This is a genomic window from Faecalibacillus sp. (assembly GCF_047023275.1).
Classification (GTDB): domain Bacteria; phylum Bacillota_I; class Bacilli_A; order Erysipelotrichales; family Coprobacillaceae; genus Faecalibacillus.
On sequence record NZ_JBKYAR010000038.1, the window covers coordinates 1 to 21,003 of the forward strand.

A 21,003-nucleotide genomic window follows, 5' to 3' on the forward strand; every position below is an offset into this window, starting at 1 on the left:
TGAGTCCTAAAACCTATGATTTTATATAGTTTTCATAAACTTTAGACTCTACCTTGATAGTATACCACATTCTAAATGAAAAAAGCTCCTAAGAGCTTTTATCCATTATATTTTAATACAAAATAATTTTTCTTTCCTCGACGAATAACTGTTTTGCTTTGCCCAAAAGCATCTTCTTTTTTAACAGTAAATTCTAAATCTTTAATACGTTCACCATTGATTAAAACAGATCCACCATTTACAAATTCTCTAGCTTCTCTTTTACTTTTAGCAGCACCTACTAAAATCAAAGCATCTAAAATATTCATTTCATTTTCTTCTGTTTCAACTGTTGGAACACCTTCAAAAGCAACATCTACTTGTTCTAAAGTTAAATTTTGAATTTTTCCTGAGAATAGTGTTTGTGAAACTTGAACTGCTTCTTCATAAGCTTCTTCACCATGTAAGAAAGTAATAACTTCTTTAGCTAATGCTTTATGTGCTTCTCTTAAATGAGGTTGTGTTTTATTTTTTTCTTCTAATTCCATAATTTCTTCTGGAGTTAAGAAAGTTAAGAATTTCAAATAATCAATAACTTTATCATCTTCTGAATTAATAAAGAATTGATACATTTCATAAGGAGAAGTTTTTTCTCTATCTAACCAAATAGCTTTACCATTTGTTTTACCAAATTTTGTACCATCGCTTTTTGTTAGAAGTGGCATTGTAAAACCATATGCTTCTTTTCCCGTTTTCTTTCTAATTAATTCAATACCTGCTGTAATATTTCCCCATTGATCTTGTCCAGCAACTTGTAATTGACAGTTTTTATTTTCATGTAACCAATAGAAATCCATTGCTTGCATAATCATATAAGAGAATTCAGTATAAGTAATTCCTAAATCTAATCTTCTTTTAACAATATCTTTATTCAACATATAGTTAACATTAAAATATTTACCATAATCTCTTAAAAAATCAATAAAATTTAAATCTTTTGACCAATCATAATTATTAACAACTTCAAAACCAAAAATCTTTTGTGCTTGCGCTTTTAAACAATCAAAATTATGTTGAACTTGTTCTTTAGTAATCATTGGTCTTTCTGTATCAGGTTTAGGATCACCAATTAATCCTGTAGCACCTCCAACTAATAAAATTGGATTATGCCCTGCATCTTTTAATCGCTTACTAATTAAAAATGAAGAGAAATGCCCTATGTGTAAACTATCTCCAGTTGGATCAGTTCCAATATAGAAAGTTAGTCCTCCATTATTTAATTTTTCTTCAATTTCTGGAGAACTTACATCTTTAATTAATCCTCTCCAAACTAATTCATCATAAATTTTCATAATTTCCTCCTTAAAATAAAAAACTCATTCCCATAGGAACGAGTTGATCGCGGTACCATCCTAAATTCATGTCAAAGACATACACTCAAATAGATAACGGCTTGCACCGTCTAAGCTTTGCACTTAGAAGCTCCAGAGTGTATTCATATTATCTCTTGGCTTGTTTCCACCACCCACAAGCTCTCTATGACAATCCAATAATACTACTTGTCTCTTTCATTGCTGTAAGTATATAATATTAGAATTCATATTTAAAGTCAAGCAATTATAAAAATAAACCACTTTCGTGGTTTATTGGATTGTTGATTTTCGATAAATATTTGTATATCCTACGCATACTTCTTTTGTTTCTAGTTCTTCTTGATTTAAAATTTTAGTAAGTAAACGTACAGCTAAAGCACCCATATCATAAATTGGTAGATGGATTGTAGATAAAGATGGTCTACATATAAGCGAATAACTTGTATCCATCATTGCCATGACTTCCATATCATTTGGTATATCTATCTTATTATCAATAGCAGCATTTACAACAGCTACACCTTCTTTATCGTAACTTGCAAAAACTAAATCATGTTTATGATTTCTAAAATGTTCCACAAATTGTGTATAGCTTTCTTCATAGTGAGTAGAAGTATTAATAACTTGTGTTTTTTCATCAAAATCTAATTGATGATCTTGATATGCTTTTTTCATTCCTTCAATTAAATCTACTGTTCTAATAAGATTTTGTTGAGGACTTACAAAAACAATATCTTTCTTACCTTTATCTAAATAATTATTGATAATATCATATGTAATTTTTTGTGCATCAACAAAAACAGAACCAATTGATTCATCGCTGACTTTCATACCAATAACAACTGCTGGAATACTATGTTTTTTAACCAATTCAATTTGTTGATCAATGTTACCATTATTAAATAATATGACACCGTCAGCTCTTGTACGAATCACTTTTTCCATAACATCATCCATTGGACCATTTCCAATATCATCTGTTGTATAAATAGTAATATTATAGTCTAATGTTCTACCAGCATCACCAATTCCACCAATCATATCTTTAACATGTGCAAAAAGTGATTGTGGAAAGATTATTGCAATGGTTGTTGTTTTATTAGTTGCAAGACCTCGAGCAATTTGATTAGGTTTAAAGTTCAGTTCATCAATAACCTTCATAACCTTTTCTTTAGTTTTTTCACGAACAACTGATGATCCATTAATAACACGAGATACTGTTGCAAGAGAAACTCCAGCTTCTCTTGCAACATCATAAATCGTAGCTTTTTTCATTAATCTTTTAAATCATCGATAATGACATTTAGGTCATCTTCAATGTCATTAATTTCGTCTTCTAAATCAGAAAAATCATCAAATTCTTGTTCGCTCACTTTTTCTTTTATATCATTTACTTTATCATTTACATCTACAATAATTTTATCAACTTGGTCTTTTAATTTAGAATATTGATCACTGTCTTGTAATTTAGTAACAACCTCATCAAATTTATCTTTTAACTCATTTAATTTTGTTAAAGAATTTTCTTTGAATTCATCCACATCAAATTCATCTACTGTCTTTTTAAGACCATCAATTGTTTCACTAATTAACTTTTGATAATCTTCTACAGTCATTTCTTTAGCAGTGTCAAGAGTTTCTTTACCTTTACCTTTTAATTCTTCTCTTAACTCACTTCCTTTTTTTGGTGCAAGTAACATCCCTGCAATAGCACCAATTCCTAAAGTTGTTAAAAATCTTCCTAACTTCATACTATCTCACCTTTCTATTTTTTCTTTAAAAAGCTCATCATTATTTTCAATGGATTAAACTTTGGTCTTTGAGGATCAAAGAACTTTGCAACTGTTTCTACAGGCGCATTTAATAAATCCAATTTATAATTGACATCATCTAAGACTTTATCAACTCTTTTTAATGTATCTTGTGCCATTTCAACAGTATCCCCTGTTTGTTTGATTGCTGTTGATGTACGAATAAACAAAACACCTAAAGCAACTAAACAAAATGCACCTGCTAAAATTAAAACACAGTAACAAATGTCCATTGTCGTCATAAACATCCCTCTACTTTCTTTAATAATTGTACCATAATTTACTCTTTTTATATAGATTTTTTAGCTTCTATCAACATTTCTTCAAATTTATAAATATCTTTACTACTCATAAATAAGAACACACAATTATCATATTGCATTAATTCCTTTACACCTGCTTCATCTTCAGTAATGACTTTAGCACGTGCACTATTTTTAGAAATATCGTAAATATCAATGTCTATTCCGTCTTCATGTTTAGCATTTTCTGGGAATGGGCAGAAATATGGATAATCTGCTTTGTCCATTTCTTGTGCGAATTCTTTAGCAAAACGTGCACCTCTTGAAAAACGATCCGGTTGGAAAATAGCAACGATTTTCTTACCAGGATATCTTACTCTTGTTGCTTCGATTACATATCTAATTGCAGTTGGATGATGTGCATAATCATCTACAAAAACATTATTTCCTTCTGTTTTTACTGTATAACGACGTTTTGTTCCTTTAAAAGTTTGTAATTTATTTAAAATATAATCATAAGACATATCTTCTAGATAACCAAGTGTAATGATTGCTAATGAATTATATAACATATGCATTCCAAATAATGGTATGTTAAAATGTCCAAATAATTCTTGATGAATATAAACATCAAAAGATAAACCTTGTGGTGTTTCTAAAACATTTACTGCTCGAACATCATTGTTTTCACCTAAACCAAATCTTAAAACATGTTTTTCAAAATGAATTTTTTTGATATTTGGATCATCACCCCATACAATAACTGTTTTCTTTACTTGTTTAGCAAATTGTTCAAATGATTGAATATATCTTTCTAGATTACCAAAATAATCAACATGGTCTAATTCAATATTGTTAATAATGGCATAATCTGGATGATAATGTAAGAAATGATCTTGGAATTCGCAAGTTTCTGAAATAAAATATTTACTTCCAACTTGTCCATGTCCAGTTCCATCTCCAATTAAAACAGATGTCTTATCAAAGTCTTCAAATAAATGATAAGCCATTCCTGTTGTTGTTGTTTTTCCATGTGTTCCTGCAACAGCAATTGAAACATAATGTTCCATAAAATCAGCTAAGAAATCATAATATCTTGTACATTTAACATTTGGATTTTCTAATGCTGCTTTAACTTCTTCATTTGATTCATCAAAAGCATTACCAATGATTACATGATAACCGTCCTTTATATTATCTTTATTAAATGAATAAATTGGAATATTTCTCTTTCTCAATTCATCTTCAATAAATATATATTTGTCAATATCACTTCCAGCAACTTCGTTCCCTAATTCATATAAAATTGTTGCTAATGGAGCCATTCCTGACCCTTTAATTCCTATAAAATAATACATAATTGTCACCTCGGTTCTTATTCTATCACAATTTTATTTCTTTTTCTTTGTTAAGAGTATTTTTTTTAAAAAAAACGAGCTTTGCTCGTTTAAAAACATTCTATGTAAGATTAAACTCCTAAACTAATACGAATACATTTATTAATACGTTCCATTTCTAATGGCGTAAGTTCTCCTATTTTTCTAATCAAACGTGATTTATCAATTGTCCTCATTTGTTCAAGTAAAGCAATTGAATTTTCTTTTAAATCATCCCTAGATTTAATAAATGTATGCGTAGGAATATTTTTCTTTCTTGATGATGTCAATGGTGAAATAATAATTGTTGTGCTAAAACGATTACCACTATCATTTTGAATGACAACAACAGGTCGTATTCCAGATTGTTCACTTCCTACCCCTACACTCAAATCAGCATAAAACAAATCTCCTCTTTTAACTTCCATATAAATCATCCTTTCTAATTCATACTTATTATATAATTTTAGTTTGACAAAATTTGTCTATTCGAAGGAGCTATCAAATATAATTTCACTATAAAAGTTTTCTCTATTTTCTATTTTTATATACAAAAAAACGAGCAAAATTGCTCGTCTTAAATAATATAAATATCTTTTGTAAAAGAATTTAATACTTGGCAACCTTCCTTTGTTACCATAACTAGATCCTCTACACGTACTCCAAAATTTCCTTCTAAATAAATTCCCGGTTCAATAGAAAAAATCATACCTTCTTCAACTTCCATTTCATTAACTGAAGAAACATCTCCATATTCATGAACATCACGTCCAATAAAATGTCCTAAACGATGTGTAAAATATTTTCCATATCCTTCATCACTAATCACTTTTCTTGCACATTTATCAATTTCTGATAACTTAACACCTGGCTTAATAAGTGCTTCTGCAGCTTCATTTGCTTTTTTAACAATCTCATAAACTTTAATTTCTTCTTCTCGAATTCCTTCGTAAAAGAATGTACGCGTCATATCAGAACAGTATCCTTGATAAACACATCCCATATCAATTAATACACAATCACCTTTTTTTAGTGGTGTATCATCATTTTCATGATGTGGATCAGCAGCATTTTTACCAAATGCAACAATAGCTCCATAGCATGTTGAATGATGATTAAAAAATAATTCATCCAATTTTTTAGCAAGTTGTTTTTCAGTAACACCTTCTTGAATGAATGGAATGATTTCTTCCATAACAGCATCATTAATTTTACTAGATTCAATCATTAAAACTTGTTCTTGAATATCTTTTTTCATACGTACTAAATCAACACATGGTGAAGCATTGATATATTTAGCATCTGGTAATTTTTTCATAAGAGATAACAAGAAATGTGATGGCCAATTTTTATCAATTCCAATTCTTCCAGGAAAATGCATTTCATCAACAATTGTTTGAATGGCATCTTGTCCATCTTTATGCCATACAATATTAACATCTAAATCATCTTCTAAATAAAATAAGTCATTCATAAATAATGTATGATTCCCATGTTTAGAAACCATGAATACAAACATTCTTTCATGCGGATCATTATAATAACCTGTACAATAAGCAATAGATTGAGGATCACTTATTAAAAAGTAATCCAATCTTGCTTCTTCCATTAAATCAAGTATTTCTTGAATACGTTCATTATTCATCTTTTAAAACTCCAATACCTAATTCTTTTAATTGATCTTCTTCAACACTATTTGGAGCTTTAGACATTGGACAAGTTGCACTTGCGTTTTTAGGGAAAGCAATAACATCCCTAATAGAATCACTTTCAGTAAGTAACATTACTAAACGATCTAATCCCAAAGCAAATCCTCCATGTGGTGGTGTTCCATATTTTAATGCATCAACGAACCAACCAAATTTATTTCTTACTTGTTCATCTGTTAAACTTAATGCTTTAAAAGCTCTTTGTTGTAAATCTTGTTCATAAATACGTTGAGAACCTCCTCCAAGTTCAAAACCATTTAAAACAATATCATAAGCATCTGCAAGACAGTTTGCTGGATCTGTATCAATCTTGTCTAAATCTGATTCTTTAGGTCTTGTAAATGGATGGTGCATTGCATAATATCTTTGAGTTTCATCATCATATTCAAACATTGGGAAATCAACAACCCATAATAATCCTAATTCTTTTGGATCATATAATTTTAATTCTTTTCCTAAATGATTACGTAAAGCTGCAAGCGCATCACAAACAACCATATATTTTGTATCAGATACAAATAATAATAAATCGTTATCTTCACCATTCATCGCTTCAATTAATCTTTGCATTTGTTCTTCACTAAAGAATTTAGCAATTGGTCCTTCTCCAACACCATTATTTACCTTTAACCAAGCAAGTCCTTTTGCTTTATAAGTTTTAGCAAGTTCTGTTAATTGATCAATTTTCTTTCTTGAATAATCACTTGCATGATTTTTAACATTAATCCCTTTAACATATCCATTGTTTTCTAAAGCTGATTTAAACACCATAAAATCAACGTCTTTAACAACTTCATTTAAATTAACAAGTTTCATATCAAAACGGATATCTGGTTTATCAATACCATATGTTTCCATTGCTTCATGCCAAGTCATACGTGGAAGTGGTAACTTAACATCAACACCTTTTACATCTTTGATGACTTTAGCAACCATATTTTCACCGACTTCGATGATTTCATCTGTTGTCATAAATGACATTTCAACATCGACTTGAGTAAATTCTGGTTGACGATCCGCTCTTAAATCTTCATCTCTAAAGCAACGAGCAATTTGGTAATATTTTTCAAAACCAGCAACCATTAATAATTGTTTAAATAATTGAGGTGATTGTGGTAAAGCATAGAAATCACCATGATGTACACGTGATGGTACTAAGAAATCTCTTGCTCCTTCTGGAGTTGATCTATTTAAATAAGGTGTTTCAATATCCACAAAATCATGGCTATCTAAATACTCTCTAATACTTCTTGTAATTTTATGTCTTGTTAAAATTTTATTTTGCATGACAGGTCTTCTTAAGTCAAGATAACGATATTGCATTCTTGTTTCTTCTAAAGCATCTGTATCATCTGCAACAATAATTGGTGTTGTATTGGCAGTATTGATGATTTTGATTTCAGATGCATCAACTTCAATATCTCCTGTAGGCATATTTGGATTTTTGCTAGAACGTTCTACAACTGTTCCTTTAACATATAAAATATATTCATTTTTAATATCTTTAGAAATGTTTTCCATTTCTTCATTTACAATAATTTGAGTAATTCCATAACGATCTCTTAAATCAATAAATACAAGAGCTCCCAAATTTCTCTTTTTAGCAACCCATCCTTTTAATTCAACTGTTTGTCCAACATTTTCTAAACGAAGTTCACCGTTATTATGTGTTCTATTCATGTTCATGTCCCCCACTTAAATGATTTTCAATATGTGCCAAAATATTTTCTAATGGTACAACAACTTGTTCTTTGTCATGATTACATTTAATATTAACCACTTCATTTTTTACTTCTTCTTCACCTAAAATAATAGAAAAATGAGCATTGAAACGATCAGCAGATTTAAATTGTCCTTTTAAACCACGAGAAACATGATCCATTTCACATGTAAATCCATTTGCTCTTAACATCGCAATAATTTGCATAGCAAGATCTTTTGCTTCTTCGCCTAAAGGCATAATATAACAATCTAAACCATCTTCTTCATCATCCTCTTCATCATCTAAAGCAAGAAGGAGTCTTTCCATACCAAAAGCAAAACCAACACCAGGTGTAGCTGGTCCACCAATTTCTTCAATTAAACCATTGTAGCGTCCACCACCACCAACAGTTGCTCCTGCTCCTAATTTTGGATCATCAGAAATGATTTCAAATACTGTATGAGAATAATAATCTAATCCTCTTACTAAATTTGTATCAATAACATAATCAATTTCCAAATCATCTAATAAAGAACATACTTTATTAAAATGTTCCTTTGCACTTGCACTTAAATAATCAATTGTTTTTGGTGCTGTTTTCATTGCTGGATGTTTTGCATCTACTTTACAATCTAAAATACGTAAAGGATTCTTTTCAAAACGTGCCTTACAATCCCCACACAATTCATCTAAATAACCTCTAAAATGATCTTTTAAAGCTTCTCTATAAGCATCTCTTGATTCATCATCACCTAAAGAATTGATATGTAATGTCACATTTTGAAGTCCTAAAGCTTCAACAACAGTCACTGCCATTAACATACATTCAACATCTACATAAGGTGATTCAACACCTAACATTTCTACCCCAAATTGGTGGAATTGTCTTTGACGACCATTTTGTGGTCTTTCGTATCTAAACATTGGTCCCATATAATAAACTTTTTGTAGTTTTTCTGGTAAACCATACATTTTATTTTCTACATAAGCTCTTGCAATACCTGCAGTTCCTTCTGGTCTAAGTGAAATATATCTTCCTTTTTTATCTTGGAAAGTATACATTTCTTTAGAAACAACATCACTTGTATCACCAACTGCTCTATTAAATAATTCAGCATGTTCAAAAATAGGTGTTCTCATTTCTTTAACATTATAATTAGCCGCAATTGTTCTTAATAATTGTTCTAATTTAATCCATTTTTCACTTTGTCCAGGTAAAATATCTACCGTACCTCTTGGTGCACTATATCCCATTATTTTTCCTCCTTAAAAATATAAAAACGCCCCTATAAGGACGTTTCAACGCGGTACCACCTTAATTCGTATTTTCATACGCACTTTCATCTTAACGCGATTAACGATTACTCTTTTCAAGTAATTCCTCACAAGTGTCCCATAGTTTCCATATAAAGATTTTCACCAACCATCTTTTCTCTACATTATTTCCACTATTTAATCTTGCTCAATGGATTACAAAGATTATATAAAATAATAGCTAAAAAATCAATTCCTATTTCTAGCATCTTTAGTATACCACGTTTTTTTTACTTTTATGTCTCAATTTTGTATCAATATTATTTCATTTTTGAAAGTCGATACTCTTCTACAATAAATTGTGACAAATCTTCCTTTAAACTATGATTATCATAATAAACAAGACGTGTTTTCTTTTTTCTAGCAATATCATTCAATTTTAAAAGGCAACTTTCAACAGGTTTTGTTTTTTCATTTTGACTATAAACAACAAGAAGCTGATAGAAGTCTTCTACCAGCTTTTTGCCAACTTGATCATTATATAAAATATTTATTGCGCGACGATCAATCATTATAAATCAATATCACATAAGTCAGAAGCATAACCAATATAACTTGCAGGTGTCATATCTAATAAAGTTTGACGATCTTCATCTGATAAAACATCTAATCCTTTTGCAAATTCCATGATTGCTTCTTGTGAAATGTTTTTACCTCTTGTAAGTTCTTTTAATTGATCATAAGCATCAGAAATACCATATTTTCTAAGCATTGTTTGAATTGGTTCAGCAAGAACTTCCCATTTTTCATTTAAGTCAGCTGCAAGTTTATCTTTATTAACAACACATTTAGCTAAACCATTTGTTGTTTCACTAATTGCTTGTAAAGAATAACCAAAAGCTAAACCAATATTTCTTTGACTTGAACTATCTGATAAATCTCTTTGCATACGTGATTTAGGTAATTTATTTGATAAACCAACGCAAATATTATTAGACATATCAACATTTGCTTCTGAATTTTCAAAACGAATTGGATTGACTTTATGAGGCATTGTACTACTTCCTACTTCTCCTTTTACAGGAATTTGTTTGAAGTATTCCATTGAAATATATAACCACATATCAACATCAAAGTCCACTAACACATTATTGAAATGACGGATACCATCTAAAATATGACATGTATAATCATGACTTTCAATTTGTGTTGTTAAAGGATTATATGTTAATCCTAAATATTCTTCTACAAATTTTTTATTAAGAGTTTGCCAATCTAATTGAGGGAATGCTGTTAAAATAGCACTATAGTTCCCTGTTGCCCCATTAAATTTAGCTTTAATTTTAATATTTTCAATATTTTCAATACTTGAAGTAAAACGATAAGCGTAAACCTTAAATTCCTTACCAATTGTTGTTGGTGTTGCAGGTTGACCATGTGTATGAGCTAACATCGCATCATTTTTATGTTCAACAGCCCACTTATTAATAATAGCAGTAAATTCTTTTGCTTTCTTTAACCAAACATCATTTAAACCATGTTTGATCATACAAGCATAAGATGTATTATTAATATCTTCTGAAGTACATCCAATATGAACAAAGCTGATTAAATAATCATAACCCATATCTTTTAATTGATTTCCAATAAAATATTCTACTGCTTTGACATCATGTCTTGTAACAGATTCAATATCCTTAATTGCTTTAAAAGAATCATAATTGAAATCTTTTGAAATAGCTTCAATTTGTCCTAAATTATCTTTGTTGAATTTAGAAAGTACATCACTTTCAACATTTTCAATTAAGAATTTTAACCATTGAATTTCAACAAAAACACGATATTTTACTAAAGCATACTCAGAAAAATATTCACCTAAAGCATCTTTAATACTTGCATAACGTCCATCTAAAGGACTTAATGTAAAACATTCAAATTGTTGTTTATCCATTCTATTTACCACCTCTAAAATAATTTACACCAGCTTCAAATAATTTTTGATCCATTTCACCATAAACATTTTTAAAACGATTTTCTCCTTGACGTTCACTATGTCCCATTTTACCAAGTACACGACCATCACGAGAAACAATACCTTCGATTGCATACATTGAACCATTTGGATTGTATGGTGTTTGCATTGTAACTTTACGATTAGGATCAACGTATTGAGAGAATACTTGTCCATTAGCAAATAATTCATCAATAACTTCTTTAGGAGCAACAAAACGTCCTTCTCCATGAGAAATAGGAATAACATGAACATCTCCCACATTAACATTAGCAAGCCATGGTGATTTAACAGAACCAATACGTGTATCTACAAATTGAGATAAGTGACGTCCAATGGTATTGAATGTAAGAGTTGCATCATTTTCAGACATATCTCTAATTTCACCATATGGAAGTAATCCTAATTTAATAAGTGCTTGGAATCCATTACAAATACCAATCATTAAACCATCTCTATTATCTAATAAATCACTAATTGCAGCTTTTAATCTTGGATTTCTTAAAACTGTTGCAATAAATTTACCTGAACCTTCAGGTTCATCACCAGCAGAGAATCCTCCTGGTAGCATCACAATATTAGCACGTTTGATGGCATTTTCCAATTCATCAATAGATGTTTTTAACATTTCTTCTGTTTTATTTCTAATTAAAACAAGTTCAACCTTTGCTCCTGCTTTTTCAAAAGCACGTTTTGAATCATATTCACAGTTTGTTCCTGGGAATACTGGAATAACAACTAATGGTGTTTCAATATATTGTTTTGCTTTTAAAGTTGATCTTGTTTTACATTCAGCAACTTTAATATCTTGTGTAGGTGCTTTTTCTCTTGTAGGATAAACACTTTCTAATGGTGCTTTATTGATTGCATAAGCATCTTGAATAGCAATTGTATCCATACCATAAGAGAATTTATCACTATCATTTAAAGTAGCTACAACACGATAATCTAAACCTGCAAGATCTTTTTCAGATTTTACTTCAACAATGATATTTCCATAATTCTTTTCAACATAAGAAGCAAGTGAATAATCTGTATTGAAAGCAGCTCCTAAGCCATTACCAAAAGCCATTTTACAAACAGCTTCAATCACACCACCATCTTTAACTGTATAGGCTGAATAAATTTTCTTTTGTTTCATTAAATCTTGAATAGCATCGTATTGTTTTTGTAAATGATCAAAATCAAAGACTCTAAATTGATCTTTTTTAATTTGAACTTCCGCTAAAATATGTCCAGCTTCTTTTGCTTCTGGTGTCATAACATCATGAACATCACTTGCTGTAATCGCAAAAGAAACAAGTGTTGGTGGAACTGAAATATTTTCAAATGTTCCTGACATCGAATCTTTACCACCAATTGATGGAAGTTTCAATTCTTGTTGAACACGATTAGCTCCAAGTAAAGCAGCTAATGGTTTACCCCAACGTTTTGGATCATCTAATAATTTTTCAAAATATTCTTGGAATGAAAAACGAATTGTATGATAATTTCCACCCATTGCAACAATCTTAGCTACACTTTCAACAACAGCATACATAGCACCATGATATGGTGACCATTTAGAAATTTTTGGATTATAACCATAAGCCATTAAAGAAGCAGTTGTTGTTTCTTTTCCTAAAACAGGAATTAAAGCAGCCATTCCTTCTGTTTCTGTGTGGTATTTACGTCCACCATAAGGAGATAAAACTGTACCATTTCCAATAGATGAGTCAAATCTTTCAACAAGACCTTTTTGCGAAGCAACAGATAATCTTGATAATACTTCTTTTGTTGTATCAACAAAATCAGTTCTTTCTTCTTCATCAAATGGTGTGCTTTCAAAGTCTGGTAATTCAACTTCAATATTTTGATAACGTTTTGCTCCTGCAGCATCTAAGAAATCACGAGAAATATTAACAATATCCTTACCCATGTGTTTCATCACTAAACGATTTGTATCTGTGACAGTTGCAACTTGAACAACTTCTAAGTTTTCTTTTGCACATTCTTCTTTAATGAAATCAACATCATAGTCATTAACAACAATGGCCATACGTTCTTGTGATTCACTAATAGCAAGTTCTGTACCTGTTAAACCATCGTATTTTTTCAAAACAGCATCTAAATCAATATCAAGTCCTGGAGCAAGTTCACCAACAGCAACGCAAACTCCACCAGCTCCAAAGTCATTACATCTAACAACTTTTTCTGAGACAGCTTTATTTCTAAATAATCTTTGAATTTTTCTTTCTTCAACAGGATTTCCTTTTTGAACTTCAGCACCTGCTGTTTCAATTGATTTTACGTCATGAGATTTTGAAGAACCAGTAGCACCACCGATACCATCACGTCCTGTACGTCCACCAATTAATAAGACAATTTGTCCGTTTTGTGGTTCTAAACGTTTTACTTGTTCTTTTGGGGCAGCAGCTACGACAGCTCCTACTTCCATACGTTTAGCGATATAACCTTCATCATAGATTTCATGAACATAACCTGTTGTTAAACCAATTTGGTTACCATAACTTGAAAAACCATGAGCAGCTTCTTGACAAATTTTTCTTTGAGGTAATTTACCTGGTGTTGTTTCAGCTAATGTTTTTCTTGGATCACCTGCACCAGTAATACGCATTGATTGGTATACATAAGCACGTCCTGAAAGTGGATCACGAATAGCCCCACCTAAACATGTAGCAGCTCCCCCAAATGGTTCGATTTCTGTAGGATGGTTATGTGTTTCATTTTTAAACATTAATAACCATTGTTCATCTCCTTGATTTGTATGAACAGTGATTTCAATAGAACATGCATTAATTTCTTCAGAAACTTCCATATCATCAAGATATCCTTTTTTACGAAGTTCTTTCATTGAAATAGTTGCAAGATCCATTAAAGTAAGAGGTCTTGTTGTATTTACCCCATAAACTGCATGTCTACTTGTTTTATAGCTTTCAATATCTTTTTCTAAGATTTCTTTAAAAGCACCATTTTGAATATCAATATCTGTAATAACTGTCGCAAATGTTGTATGACGACAGTGATCTGACCAATATGTATCTAATACTTTAATTTCTGTTTCTGTAGGATCTCTATGTTCTTCATTTTTAAAGTAATCTTGAGTTACTTTTAAATCATCAAGATTCATAGCCATTCCATTATCTTTTAAGAATTGATTTAATCCTGCTTCATCTAAATCGTTAAATCCTGTTAATGTTGGTACAGGTTTAATATCAGGTGTTTCATCATTTAAATGTTCTGGTTTTTCTAAAGAAGCAATTCTTTGATCAACCGGGTTAATTAAATAATGTTTGATTTGATTTAAAACATCTTCATTTTTATCAATGTCTACTACAATAAGTTTGGCACATCTTACTTTTGTCGAAGATGTTCCTGTTAGAATTTGGAAACATTGTTCACATGAATCAGCACGTTGGTCATATTGACCAGGTAAAAATTCAATTGCGAAGACAGATTCTTTTTCATTCATTGGAAATGTTTCATCATAAACATGATCCACCATTGGTTCAGCAAGAATTGTATTAATTCCTTGTTGTAAGATTTCTTCACTAATTCCTTGTACATCATAACGATGAACAATACGAAGTGAATGAATCGTTAAACCTAATTGTTCAACGAGGTTTGTTTGAATTTCATGCGCTTCTGTTGCGTATTCTTTTCTTTTTTCTACATAAATTCTTCTTACATTTGTCATAGAGTTCTCTCCTATCTAAGTCCAATATCATGACGATAGTACATACCATCGAATGTAATAATTGTAGCAGTTTCATAGACTTTCGCAAGTGCTTCTTGTAAATTTGCACCTCTTGCACATACATTTAAAACACGTCCACCATTTGTCACAAGTTTACTGTCTTTTAAAGCTGTTCCCGCATGGAAAACAACAATATCATCACTTACTTTGTCAATATTTTTAATTTCAATTCCTTTTTCATATTTACCTGGATATCCACCACTTGCTAGAACAAGACAAGCCACGTGGTCATCTGACCATTTGACATCTACTTGATCTAAAGTATAAGTCGCACAAGCATCCATAATTTCATAAAGATCACTTTCTAAACGAAGAAGGATTGATTGTGTTTCAGGATCACCAAAACGGACATTGAATTCAAGTACTTTAGCTTGATTATTTTCAATCATTAAACCAATGAAAACAACCCCACGATAGTCCATTTGATCTTCTTTAAGTCCTTGCATAAATGGATCAAGAATATCTTTTTTTAAGACTTCATCCATACCTTCTGGTAAAAATGGATTTGGAGAAACAGTTCCCATACCACCTGTATTAGGTCCTTTATTTCCATCAAAGATTTGTTTATGATCTTTTGCTGAAACCATTGGTACAATTGTTTTACCATCTGTAAAACAAAGTAAAGAACATTCAAATCCAGTTAAGAATTCTTCTAATACAACTTTACTTCCGGCACCATCTAAAGCACCATCAACCATCATTTCTTTTAAAGTAGAAATCGCATCTTCTTTATTTTCAACAATAACAACACCTTTTCCAGCAGCAAGACCATCTGCTTTGATTACTAAAGGAAAATCAAATTGATCAACTTCTTTGCAAGCTTTTTCAAAATCTGTCACTTCAACATATTTTGCTGTAGGAATATGATGTCTAATCATAAAATCTTTAGAGAAAGCTTTGCTTCCTTCTAACGTTGCTGCTTTTTTTTGAGGACCAAAAGCTTTATAACCTGCTTTTTCAATATCATCAGCAAGACCATTACATAAAGGAACTTCTGGACCAATAACTGTTAAATCGATTTGATTCTTTTGAATAAAATCAACAATAAATTCATTATCTTCTACTGAACCTGGTACACATGTACCTAAACTTGCAATCCCAGGGTTTCCTGGAATTGCATAAAGATCAGTTACTTTTGGACTTTGTTTTAATTTATAAGCAATCGCATGTTCACGACCACCACTACCGATTACAAGAACTTTCATATAAGCCTCCTAGTGTCTAAAGTGTCTATATCCACTAAATACCATAGGGATATTTTTTTCATTACATAAATCAATTGAATCTTGATCTCTAATTGAACCACCTGGTTGAATAATTGCTTGAACCCCTGCATCTGCAGCCACTTGAACGCAGTCATTGAATGGGAAGAAAGCATCTGATGCAAGTACTGATCCATTGAAATCTTTATCTGGATTGTTATGAATAGCGTTTTCTAGGGCCCATACTCTTGACGTTTGTCCTCCACCAATAGCAAGTGTTACCCCATTTTTAACGATACAGATAGCATTTGATTTTACATATTTAACAACTTTCATACCAAATTCCATATCTGTAAGTTGTTCTTTTGTAGGTTGTGCATTTGTCACAACTTTCATTTCATCAATCATTTTTGTATTTAATTCTTGAACTAATACTTTTCCTTCAAGATATTTAATATCATATTTAGCACCACGTGCATCTAAGTTTTTAAGTTTTAAAATACGTAAGTTTTTCTTTTTCTTTAAGATTTCTAAAGCATCATCATCAAAATCTGGTGCTGCCACGATTTCTAAGAAAATCTTATGCATTTGTTCAGCTGTCGCTTTATCGATTTTATAGTTAACAGCAACGATTCCACCAAAGATAGATTGAGGATCAGCTTCATAGGCTTTCATATAAGAATCATAACCTGTATTTCCAATAGCAACACCACAAGGAGTTGAATGTTTGATGGCTGCTGTAACGATTTGATCTCCAAATTCTCTAACAAGTGCAACAGCTCCATATAAATCGTTTACATTGTTAAATGAAATTTCTTTACCATGAAGTTGTTCATAATCTAATAAAGATTTTTGAACATAGCTATCTTCATATTTATTAGCTGCTTGTTGAGAGTTTTCACCATAACGTAAATGTTCTACTTTCTTTAATGAAAGATTTAATGTATCTGGGAATTGATCTCCTACTTGATCTGCAAAGTATCTTGAAATCATCGCATCATAAGCACCTGTCATAGAAAATGCTTTATAAGCAAGATTCATTCTAAAATCAAAATCAGTTGTATCATTTTTAATTGCATCTAAAACATTGTCATAATCTTTTGGATCCGTAACAATTAAAACATCTTTAAAGTTTTTAGCTGCTGAACGGATCATTGATGGTCCACCAATATCAATATTTTCAATCATATCTGGTAAATCTTTACCAGCTTTTAAAGCTTTTTCAAATTCATATAAGTTAACACATACTAAATCAATTGGATGAATCCCATGTTTTTTAATTGTTTCAACATGACTAGGTAAATCACGACGATATAAAAGTCCTCCATGAACCATTGGATGAAGTGTTTTAACACGTCCATCTAACATTTCAGGAAATCCTGTTACATCATCAATCGCAATACAAGAAACCCCATTTTCTTGTAAAACTTTCATTGTACCTCCTGTTGATACAATTTCAAAACCTAATTCTACTAATCCTTTAGCAAAATCAACAACCCCATCTTTATTAGTAACTGAAATTAAAGCTCTTTTCATTTAAATTACCTTTGCCTTTCCATCAATAATTTTTATCTTATTATCACAATATAACCCTACAACTTCAGGTAATAATTTATGTTCAATCTCTAACACCCTTTTTTGAATATCATCCGCTGTATCTAAATCCGATATATCACAAGCAACTTGTTTAATAATCGGTCCCCCATCGACAATATTTGAAACGAAATGCACGGTTGCCCCCGAAACCTTTGCACCACGTTGTAATACAGCTTCATGAACATGCATTCCATACATTCCTGGTCCACAAAAAGAAGGAATAAGGGAAGGATGAATGTTCATAATTTTATTTGGATATGCATCAATTAACTCATCCGTTAAAATTGCTAGATAACCCGCTAAGACAATAAAATCAATATTTCTTTCTTTTAACATCTTTACAATCAAAGCATCATCTTTTTTGACAACTGCTGTTTCAATACCAGCATCTTTAGCTCTTTGTAAACCATAAGCCTTTTGACGATTAGAAAGAACAAGAGCGATTTCGCCATTGATCTTTCCTTCGTTTTTGGCATCAATAATAGATTGTAAATCTGTTCCTCCACCAGAAACAAAGACCGCAAATTTTAGCATAGATCCACGCCCTTATCTCCTTCAACGATATTTCCAACAACATAGCATTTGTCTCCTGCTTCTTCAATAGCTTTCATTGTTGCTTCAACATCTTCTGGATTAACTGCAATTACCATACCAAGACCCATATTGAATGTGTTATACATCATATGTTCTTCAATATTTCCATTTTTTTGAATTAAATCAAATAAAGCTGGTACTGGATAACTTTCTTTTTTAATGACTGCTCTTACATTTTCAGGAAGCATTCTTGGAACATTTTCAAAGAAACCTCCACCTGTAATATGAGAGCATCCTTTAATTCTAACACCCGCATTTTTTACATTTTTTAAAGCTTTTACATAAATACGTGTTGGTTCGATTAAAGCTTCTCCTAAAGTTTTTCCTAATTCATCATAGTATGTATCTAATGATTCTTTTGTCATTTCAAACACTTTTCTAACAAGTGAAAAACCATTTGAATGAACACCACTTGAAGCAATACCAATAAGTGTATCTCCTGCTTTAATTGTTGAACCATCAATAATATCTTTTTTATCAACAACACCTACAGCAAAACCAGCTAAATCATAATCATCTTCAGGCATTAAACCTGGATGTTCAGCAGTTTCACCACCAACTAAAGCACATTATTGTAAACATCCTTCAGCAACACCACTTACAATTGAAGCAATCTTTTCAGGATAGTTTTTACCACAAGCAATATAATCTAAGAAGAAAAGTGGTTCTCCTCCAGAACAAGCAATATCATTGACACACATCGCAACAGCATCAATTCCAATTGTATCGTGTTTATCCATCACAAAAGCAAGTTTTACTTTTGTTCCACAACCGTCTGTTCCTGATAATAAAACCGGTTCTTCCATATTTTTAATTCCACTTAAATCAAAAGCACCAGCAAAACCACCAAGTCCTCCTAAGACTTCAGGACGCATTGTTTTTTTAACATGTTCTTTCATTAATTCTACTGATTTATAACCTGCTTCAATATCGACTCCAGCTTTTTTGTAATCCATCTTTATTCTCCTTAATTATTTATTTTGCATTCTTGCTAAAACAGCTTTATAGGTTTCAATTAAATCTCCAATATCTTGTCTAAATACATCTTTATCATATTTTTGGTTTGTATCAACATCCCATAAACGACATGAATCTGGTGAAATTTCATCAGCTAATAAAATTGTACCATCAGCTGTTTTACCAAATTCAATTTTAAAATCAACAAGTTTTAAATTCATTGATAAGAAGAATTCTTTTAATAATTCATTGATTTTTAATGTTGTTTCTTTGATGTATGCTAATTCTTCTCTTGTTGCAAGTTTTAAAGCAACAGCGTGATCATCATTAATTAATGGATCACCGTATTCATCATTTTTATAACTCATTTCAAAGATTGGTTCATCTAAAACAATCCCTTCAGGCGCCCCTAATCTTTTACAAAAAGACCCAGTTGTAATATTTCTAACAATAACTTCTAATGGGAAGATATCTACTTTTTTAACTAAGATATCTCTTTCATTTAATTTTTTAATCATGTGTGTTTTGATTCCAGCTTCTTCTAACATATCAAAGATAATACAAGAAATTGTATTATTTAAAACACCTTTACCCTCAAACTTATCATGCTTAACACCATTACCTGCTGTTGCATCATCTTTATAATGAATTAAATATTCATCTTCCTTGTCTGTTTTGTAAACTTGTTTTGCTTTTCCTTCATACAATAATTCTGCCATTTTTCTTTTCCCCCTATTTGTATTTTTCTATAACTTCATCGTTAGCTTTCATTGCGTCAGCTTCCATTTGTTTTCTTTCTTTAAGTAGCCCTTCTTTGATTTCACTATGTTTAATAGCCATAATTTGAAGTGCTAAATAAGCCGCATTTTTACTTCCATTAATAGCAACAGTCGCTACTGGAATACCCGAAGGCATTTGAACAATGGATAATAAAGCATCCATTCCATCTAAATTACTTCCTGCAATTGGAACACCAATAACAGGTAAAACTGTTTGACTGGCCACCACACCTGGAAGGGCTGCTGCCATTCCTGCAGCTGTAATAATAACTTCTGTTCCATCTGTTTCTGTTTCTTTAATGAAACGAGAAAGTCCTAAATGCGCTCTATGAGCAGATAAACAACGAACATTCACTTCAACACCATAATTTTTTAAAATTGAAATAGCTGGTTCAACTTTAGGTAAATCAGAAGTTGAACCCATAATAATAGCAACTTTCATCTTTCTCTCCTTTTAGAATAAACCTATAATTTTTCCATCTTCATCAATATCCATATTAACAGCCGCTGGACGTTTTGGAAGCCCTGGCATACGCATAATATCACCAGATATAGCAACCAAGAATCCTGCTCCAGCAGATGGAATAATATCATTGATTTTAACAGTAAATCCTGTTGGTCGACCAAGTAAGGATGCTTGATCTGATAATGAGTATTGTGT

18 protein-coding genes, 1 pseudogene and 2 other annotated features are annotated in these 21,003 nt (G+C 31.1%); all 19 genes and pseudogenes read right to left on the bottom strand.

Going from position 1 to position 21,003, the window contains the following annotated elements:
• Positions 1-98: 98 nt before the first annotated feature.
• Positions 99-1,331 (bottom strand): tyrosine--tRNA ligase, encoded by a 1,233-nt coding sequence (gene tyrS / locus ACLVEP_RS11245; protein WP_412584901.1) that lies wholly within the window; start codon positions 1,329-1,331, stop codon positions 99-101.
• Positions 1,332-1,362: 31 nt separating this feature from the next.
• Positions 1,363-1,560: a binding site (T-box leader), on the bottom strand.
• A 62-nt stretch (positions 1,561-1,622) separates the two neighbouring features.
• On the bottom strand, positions 1,623-2,627 hold the full coding sequence (locus ACLVEP_RS11250; RefSeq protein WP_412584902.1) for a LacI family DNA-binding transcriptional regulator: 1,005 nt from the start codon (positions 2,625-2,627) through the stop codon (positions 1,623-1,625).
• On the bottom strand, positions 2,627-3,103 hold the full coding sequence (locus ACLVEP_RS11255) for a YtxH domain-containing protein (protein ID WP_412584903.1): 477 nt from the start codon (positions 3,101-3,103) through the stop codon (positions 2,627-2,629). Before ACLVEP_RS11255 ends, ACLVEP_RS11250 begins: the two co-directional genes overlap by 1 nt.
• A 14-nt stretch (positions 3,104-3,117) precedes the next feature.
• Positions 3,118-3,405, bottom strand: coding sequence for a DUF948 domain-containing protein (locus ACLVEP_RS11260; RefSeq protein WP_412584905.1), 288 nt, complete (start codon positions 3,403-3,405; stop codon positions 3,118-3,120).
• A gap of 47 nt (positions 3,406-3,452) precedes the next feature.
• Complete coding sequence (locus ACLVEP_RS11265) at positions 3,453-4,763, bottom strand: UDP-N-acetylmuramate--L-alanine ligase (RefSeq protein WP_412584907.1); 1,311 nt, start codon at positions 4,761-4,763, stop codon at positions 3,453-3,455.
• Positions 4,764-4,873: 110 nt separating this feature from the next.
• Complete coding sequence (locus ACLVEP_RS11270) at positions 4,874-5,209, bottom strand: type II toxin-antitoxin system PemK/MazF family toxin (RefSeq protein WP_146139603.1); 336 nt, start codon at positions 5,207-5,209, stop codon at positions 4,874-4,876.
• A 149-nt stretch (positions 5,210-5,358) separates the two neighbouring features.
• On the bottom strand, positions 5,359-6,426 hold the full coding sequence (locus ACLVEP_RS11275) for a M24 family metallopeptidase (RefSeq protein ID WP_412584909.1): 1,068 nt from the start codon (positions 6,424-6,426) through the stop codon (positions 5,359-5,361).
• Positions 6,419-8,170, bottom strand: a complete 1,752-nt coding sequence (aspS, locus tag ACLVEP_RS11280; protein WP_412584910.1) for an aspartate--tRNA ligase — start codon at positions 8,168-8,170, stop codon at positions 6,419-6,421. The genes ACLVEP_RS11275 and aspS overlap by 8 nt, the downstream gene beginning before the upstream one ends.
• Positions 8,163-9,446, bottom strand: a complete 1,284-nt coding sequence (gene hisS, locus ACLVEP_RS11285; RefSeq protein WP_412584911.1) for a histidine--tRNA ligase — start codon at positions 9,444-9,446, stop codon at positions 8,163-8,165. Before hisS ends, aspS begins: the two co-directional genes overlap by 8 nt.
• 33 nt (positions 9,447-9,479) lie before the next feature.
• Positions 9,480-9,667: a binding site (T-box leader), on the bottom strand.
• Between the two features lie 99 nt (positions 9,668-9,766).
• Entirely contained in the window at positions 9,767-10,018 is a 252-nt protein-coding gene (locus tag ACLVEP_RS11290; RefSeq protein ID WP_412584912.1) for a hypothetical protein, read from the bottom strand.
• Positions 10,018-11,397 carry an adenylosuccinate lyase gene (gene purB, locus ACLVEP_RS11295; RefSeq protein WP_412584913.1) on the bottom strand — a complete coding sequence of 460 codons (1,380 nt, stop codon included), beginning with the start codon at positions 11,395-11,397 and terminating at the stop codon, positions 10,018-10,020. The genes ACLVEP_RS11290 and purB overlap by 1 nt, the downstream gene beginning before the upstream one ends.
• 1 nt (position 11,398) lies before the next feature.
• Complete coding sequence (locus ACLVEP_RS11300) at positions 11,399-15,154, bottom strand: phosphoribosylformylglycinamidine synthase (RefSeq protein ID WP_412584915.1); 3,756 nt, start codon at positions 15,152-15,154, stop codon at positions 11,399-11,401.
• A gap of 11 nt (positions 15,155-15,165) precedes the next feature.
• Positions 15,166-16,419 (bottom strand): phosphoribosylamine--glycine ligase, encoded by a 1,254-nt coding sequence (gene purD, locus ACLVEP_RS11305; RefSeq protein ID WP_412584916.1) that lies wholly within the window; start codon positions 16,417-16,419, stop codon positions 15,166-15,168.
• A gap of 9 nt (positions 16,420-16,428) precedes the next feature.
• Positions 16,429-17,952, bottom strand: a complete 1,524-nt coding sequence (gene purH / locus ACLVEP_RS11310) for a bifunctional phosphoribosylaminoimidazolecarboxamide formyltransferase/IMP cyclohydrolase (RefSeq protein WP_147580214.1) — start codon at positions 17,950-17,952, stop codon at positions 16,429-16,431.
• Positions 17,953-18,546: a phosphoribosylglycinamide formyltransferase gene (purN, locus tag ACLVEP_RS11315; protein ID WP_032090143.1), complete on the bottom strand. Its 594-nt coding sequence runs from the start codon at positions 18,544-18,546 to the stop codon at positions 17,953-17,955. It abuts the gene before it with no gap.
• Positions 18,540-19,562: pseudogene (purM, locus tag ACLVEP_RS11320) on the bottom strand (phosphoribosylformylglycinamidine cyclo-ligase). Before purM ends, purN begins: the two are co-directional and overlap by 7 nt.
• 15 nt (positions 19,563-19,577) lie before the next feature.
• Positions 19,578-20,282: a phosphoribosylaminoimidazolesuccinocarboxamide synthase gene (purC, locus tag ACLVEP_RS11325; RefSeq protein ID WP_412584919.1), complete on the bottom strand. Its 705-nt coding sequence runs from the start codon at positions 20,280-20,282 to the stop codon at positions 19,578-19,580.
• A 13-nt stretch (positions 20,283-20,295) separates the two neighbouring features.
• Entirely contained in the window at positions 20,296-20,784 is a 489-nt protein-coding gene (gene purE / locus ACLVEP_RS11330) for a 5-(carboxyamino)imidazole ribonucleotide mutase (protein WP_412584920.1), read from the bottom strand.
• 12 nt (positions 20,785-20,796) lie between these two features.
• On the bottom strand, positions 20,797-21,003 hold a 207-nt coding region (locus ACLVEP_RS11335), incomplete at its 5' end, for a formate--tetrahydrofolate ligase (protein ID WP_412584921.1).

What these genes read in the sequence shown, in the direction of transcription:
- tyrS (WP_412584901.1), bottom strand. Translation starts at nt 1,331, where the DNA reads ATGAAAATTTATGATGAATTAGTTTGGAGAGGATTAATTAAAGATGTA.
- ACLVEP_RS11250 (WP_412584902.1), bottom strand. Translation starts at nt 2,627, where the DNA reads ATGAAAAAAGCTACGATTTATGATGTTGCAAGAGAAGCTGGAGTTTCT.
- ACLVEP_RS11255 (WP_412584903.1), bottom strand. Translation starts at nt 3,103, where the DNA reads ATGAAGTTAGGAAGATTTTTAACAACTTTAGGAATTGGTGCTATTGCA.
- ACLVEP_RS11260 (WP_412584905.1), bottom strand. Translation starts at nt 3,405, where the DNA reads ATGACGACAATGGACATTTGTTACTGTGTTTTAATTTTAGCAGGTGCA.
- ACLVEP_RS11265 (WP_412584907.1), bottom strand. Translation starts at nt 4,763, where the DNA reads ATGTATTATTTTATAGGAATTAAAGGGTCAGGAATGGCTCCATTAGCA.
- ACLVEP_RS11270 (WP_146139603.1), bottom strand. Translation starts at nt 5,209, where the DNA reads ATGGAAGTTAAAAGAGGAGATTTGTTTTATGCTGATTTGAGTGTAGGG.
- ACLVEP_RS11275 (WP_412584909.1), bottom strand. Translation starts at nt 6,426, where the DNA reads ATGAATAATGAACGTATTCAAGAAATACTTGATTTAATGGAAGAAGCA.
- aspS (WP_412584910.1), bottom strand. Translation starts at nt 8,170, where the DNA reads ATGAATAGAACACATAATAACGGTGAACTTCGTTTAGAAAATGTTGGA.
- hisS (WP_412584911.1), bottom strand. Translation starts at nt 9,446, where the DNA reads ATGGGATATAGTGCACCAAGAGGTACGGTAGATATTTTACCTGGACAA.
- ACLVEP_RS11290 (WP_412584912.1), bottom strand. Translation starts at nt 10,018, where the DNA reads ATGATTGATCGTCGCGCAATAAATATTTTATATAATGATCAAGTTGGC.
- purB (WP_412584913.1), bottom strand. Translation starts at nt 11,397, where the DNA reads ATGGATAAACAACAATTTGAATGTTTTACATTAAGTCCTTTAGATGGA.
- ACLVEP_RS11300 (WP_412584915.1), bottom strand. Translation starts at nt 15,154, where the DNA reads ATGACAAATGTAAGAAGAATTTATGTAGAAAAAAGAAAAGAATACGCA.
- purD (WP_412584916.1), bottom strand. Translation starts at nt 16,419, where the DNA reads ATGAAAGTTCTTGTAATCGGTAGTGGTGGTCGTGAACATGCGATTGCT.
- purH (WP_147580214.1), bottom strand. Translation starts at nt 17,952, where the DNA reads ATGAAAAGAGCTTTAATTTCAGTTACTAATAAAGATGGGGTTGTTGAT.
- purN (WP_032090143.1), bottom strand. Translation starts at nt 18,546, where the DNA reads ATGCTAAAATTTGCGGTCTTTGTTTCTGGTGGAGGAACAGATTTACAA.
- purC (WP_412584919.1), bottom strand. Translation starts at nt 20,282, where the DNA reads ATGGCAGAATTATTGTATGAAGGAAAAGCAAAACAAGTTTACAAAACA.
- purE (WP_412584920.1), bottom strand. Translation starts at nt 20,784, where the DNA reads ATGAAAGTTGCTATTATTATGGGTTCAACTTCTGATTTACCTAAAGTT.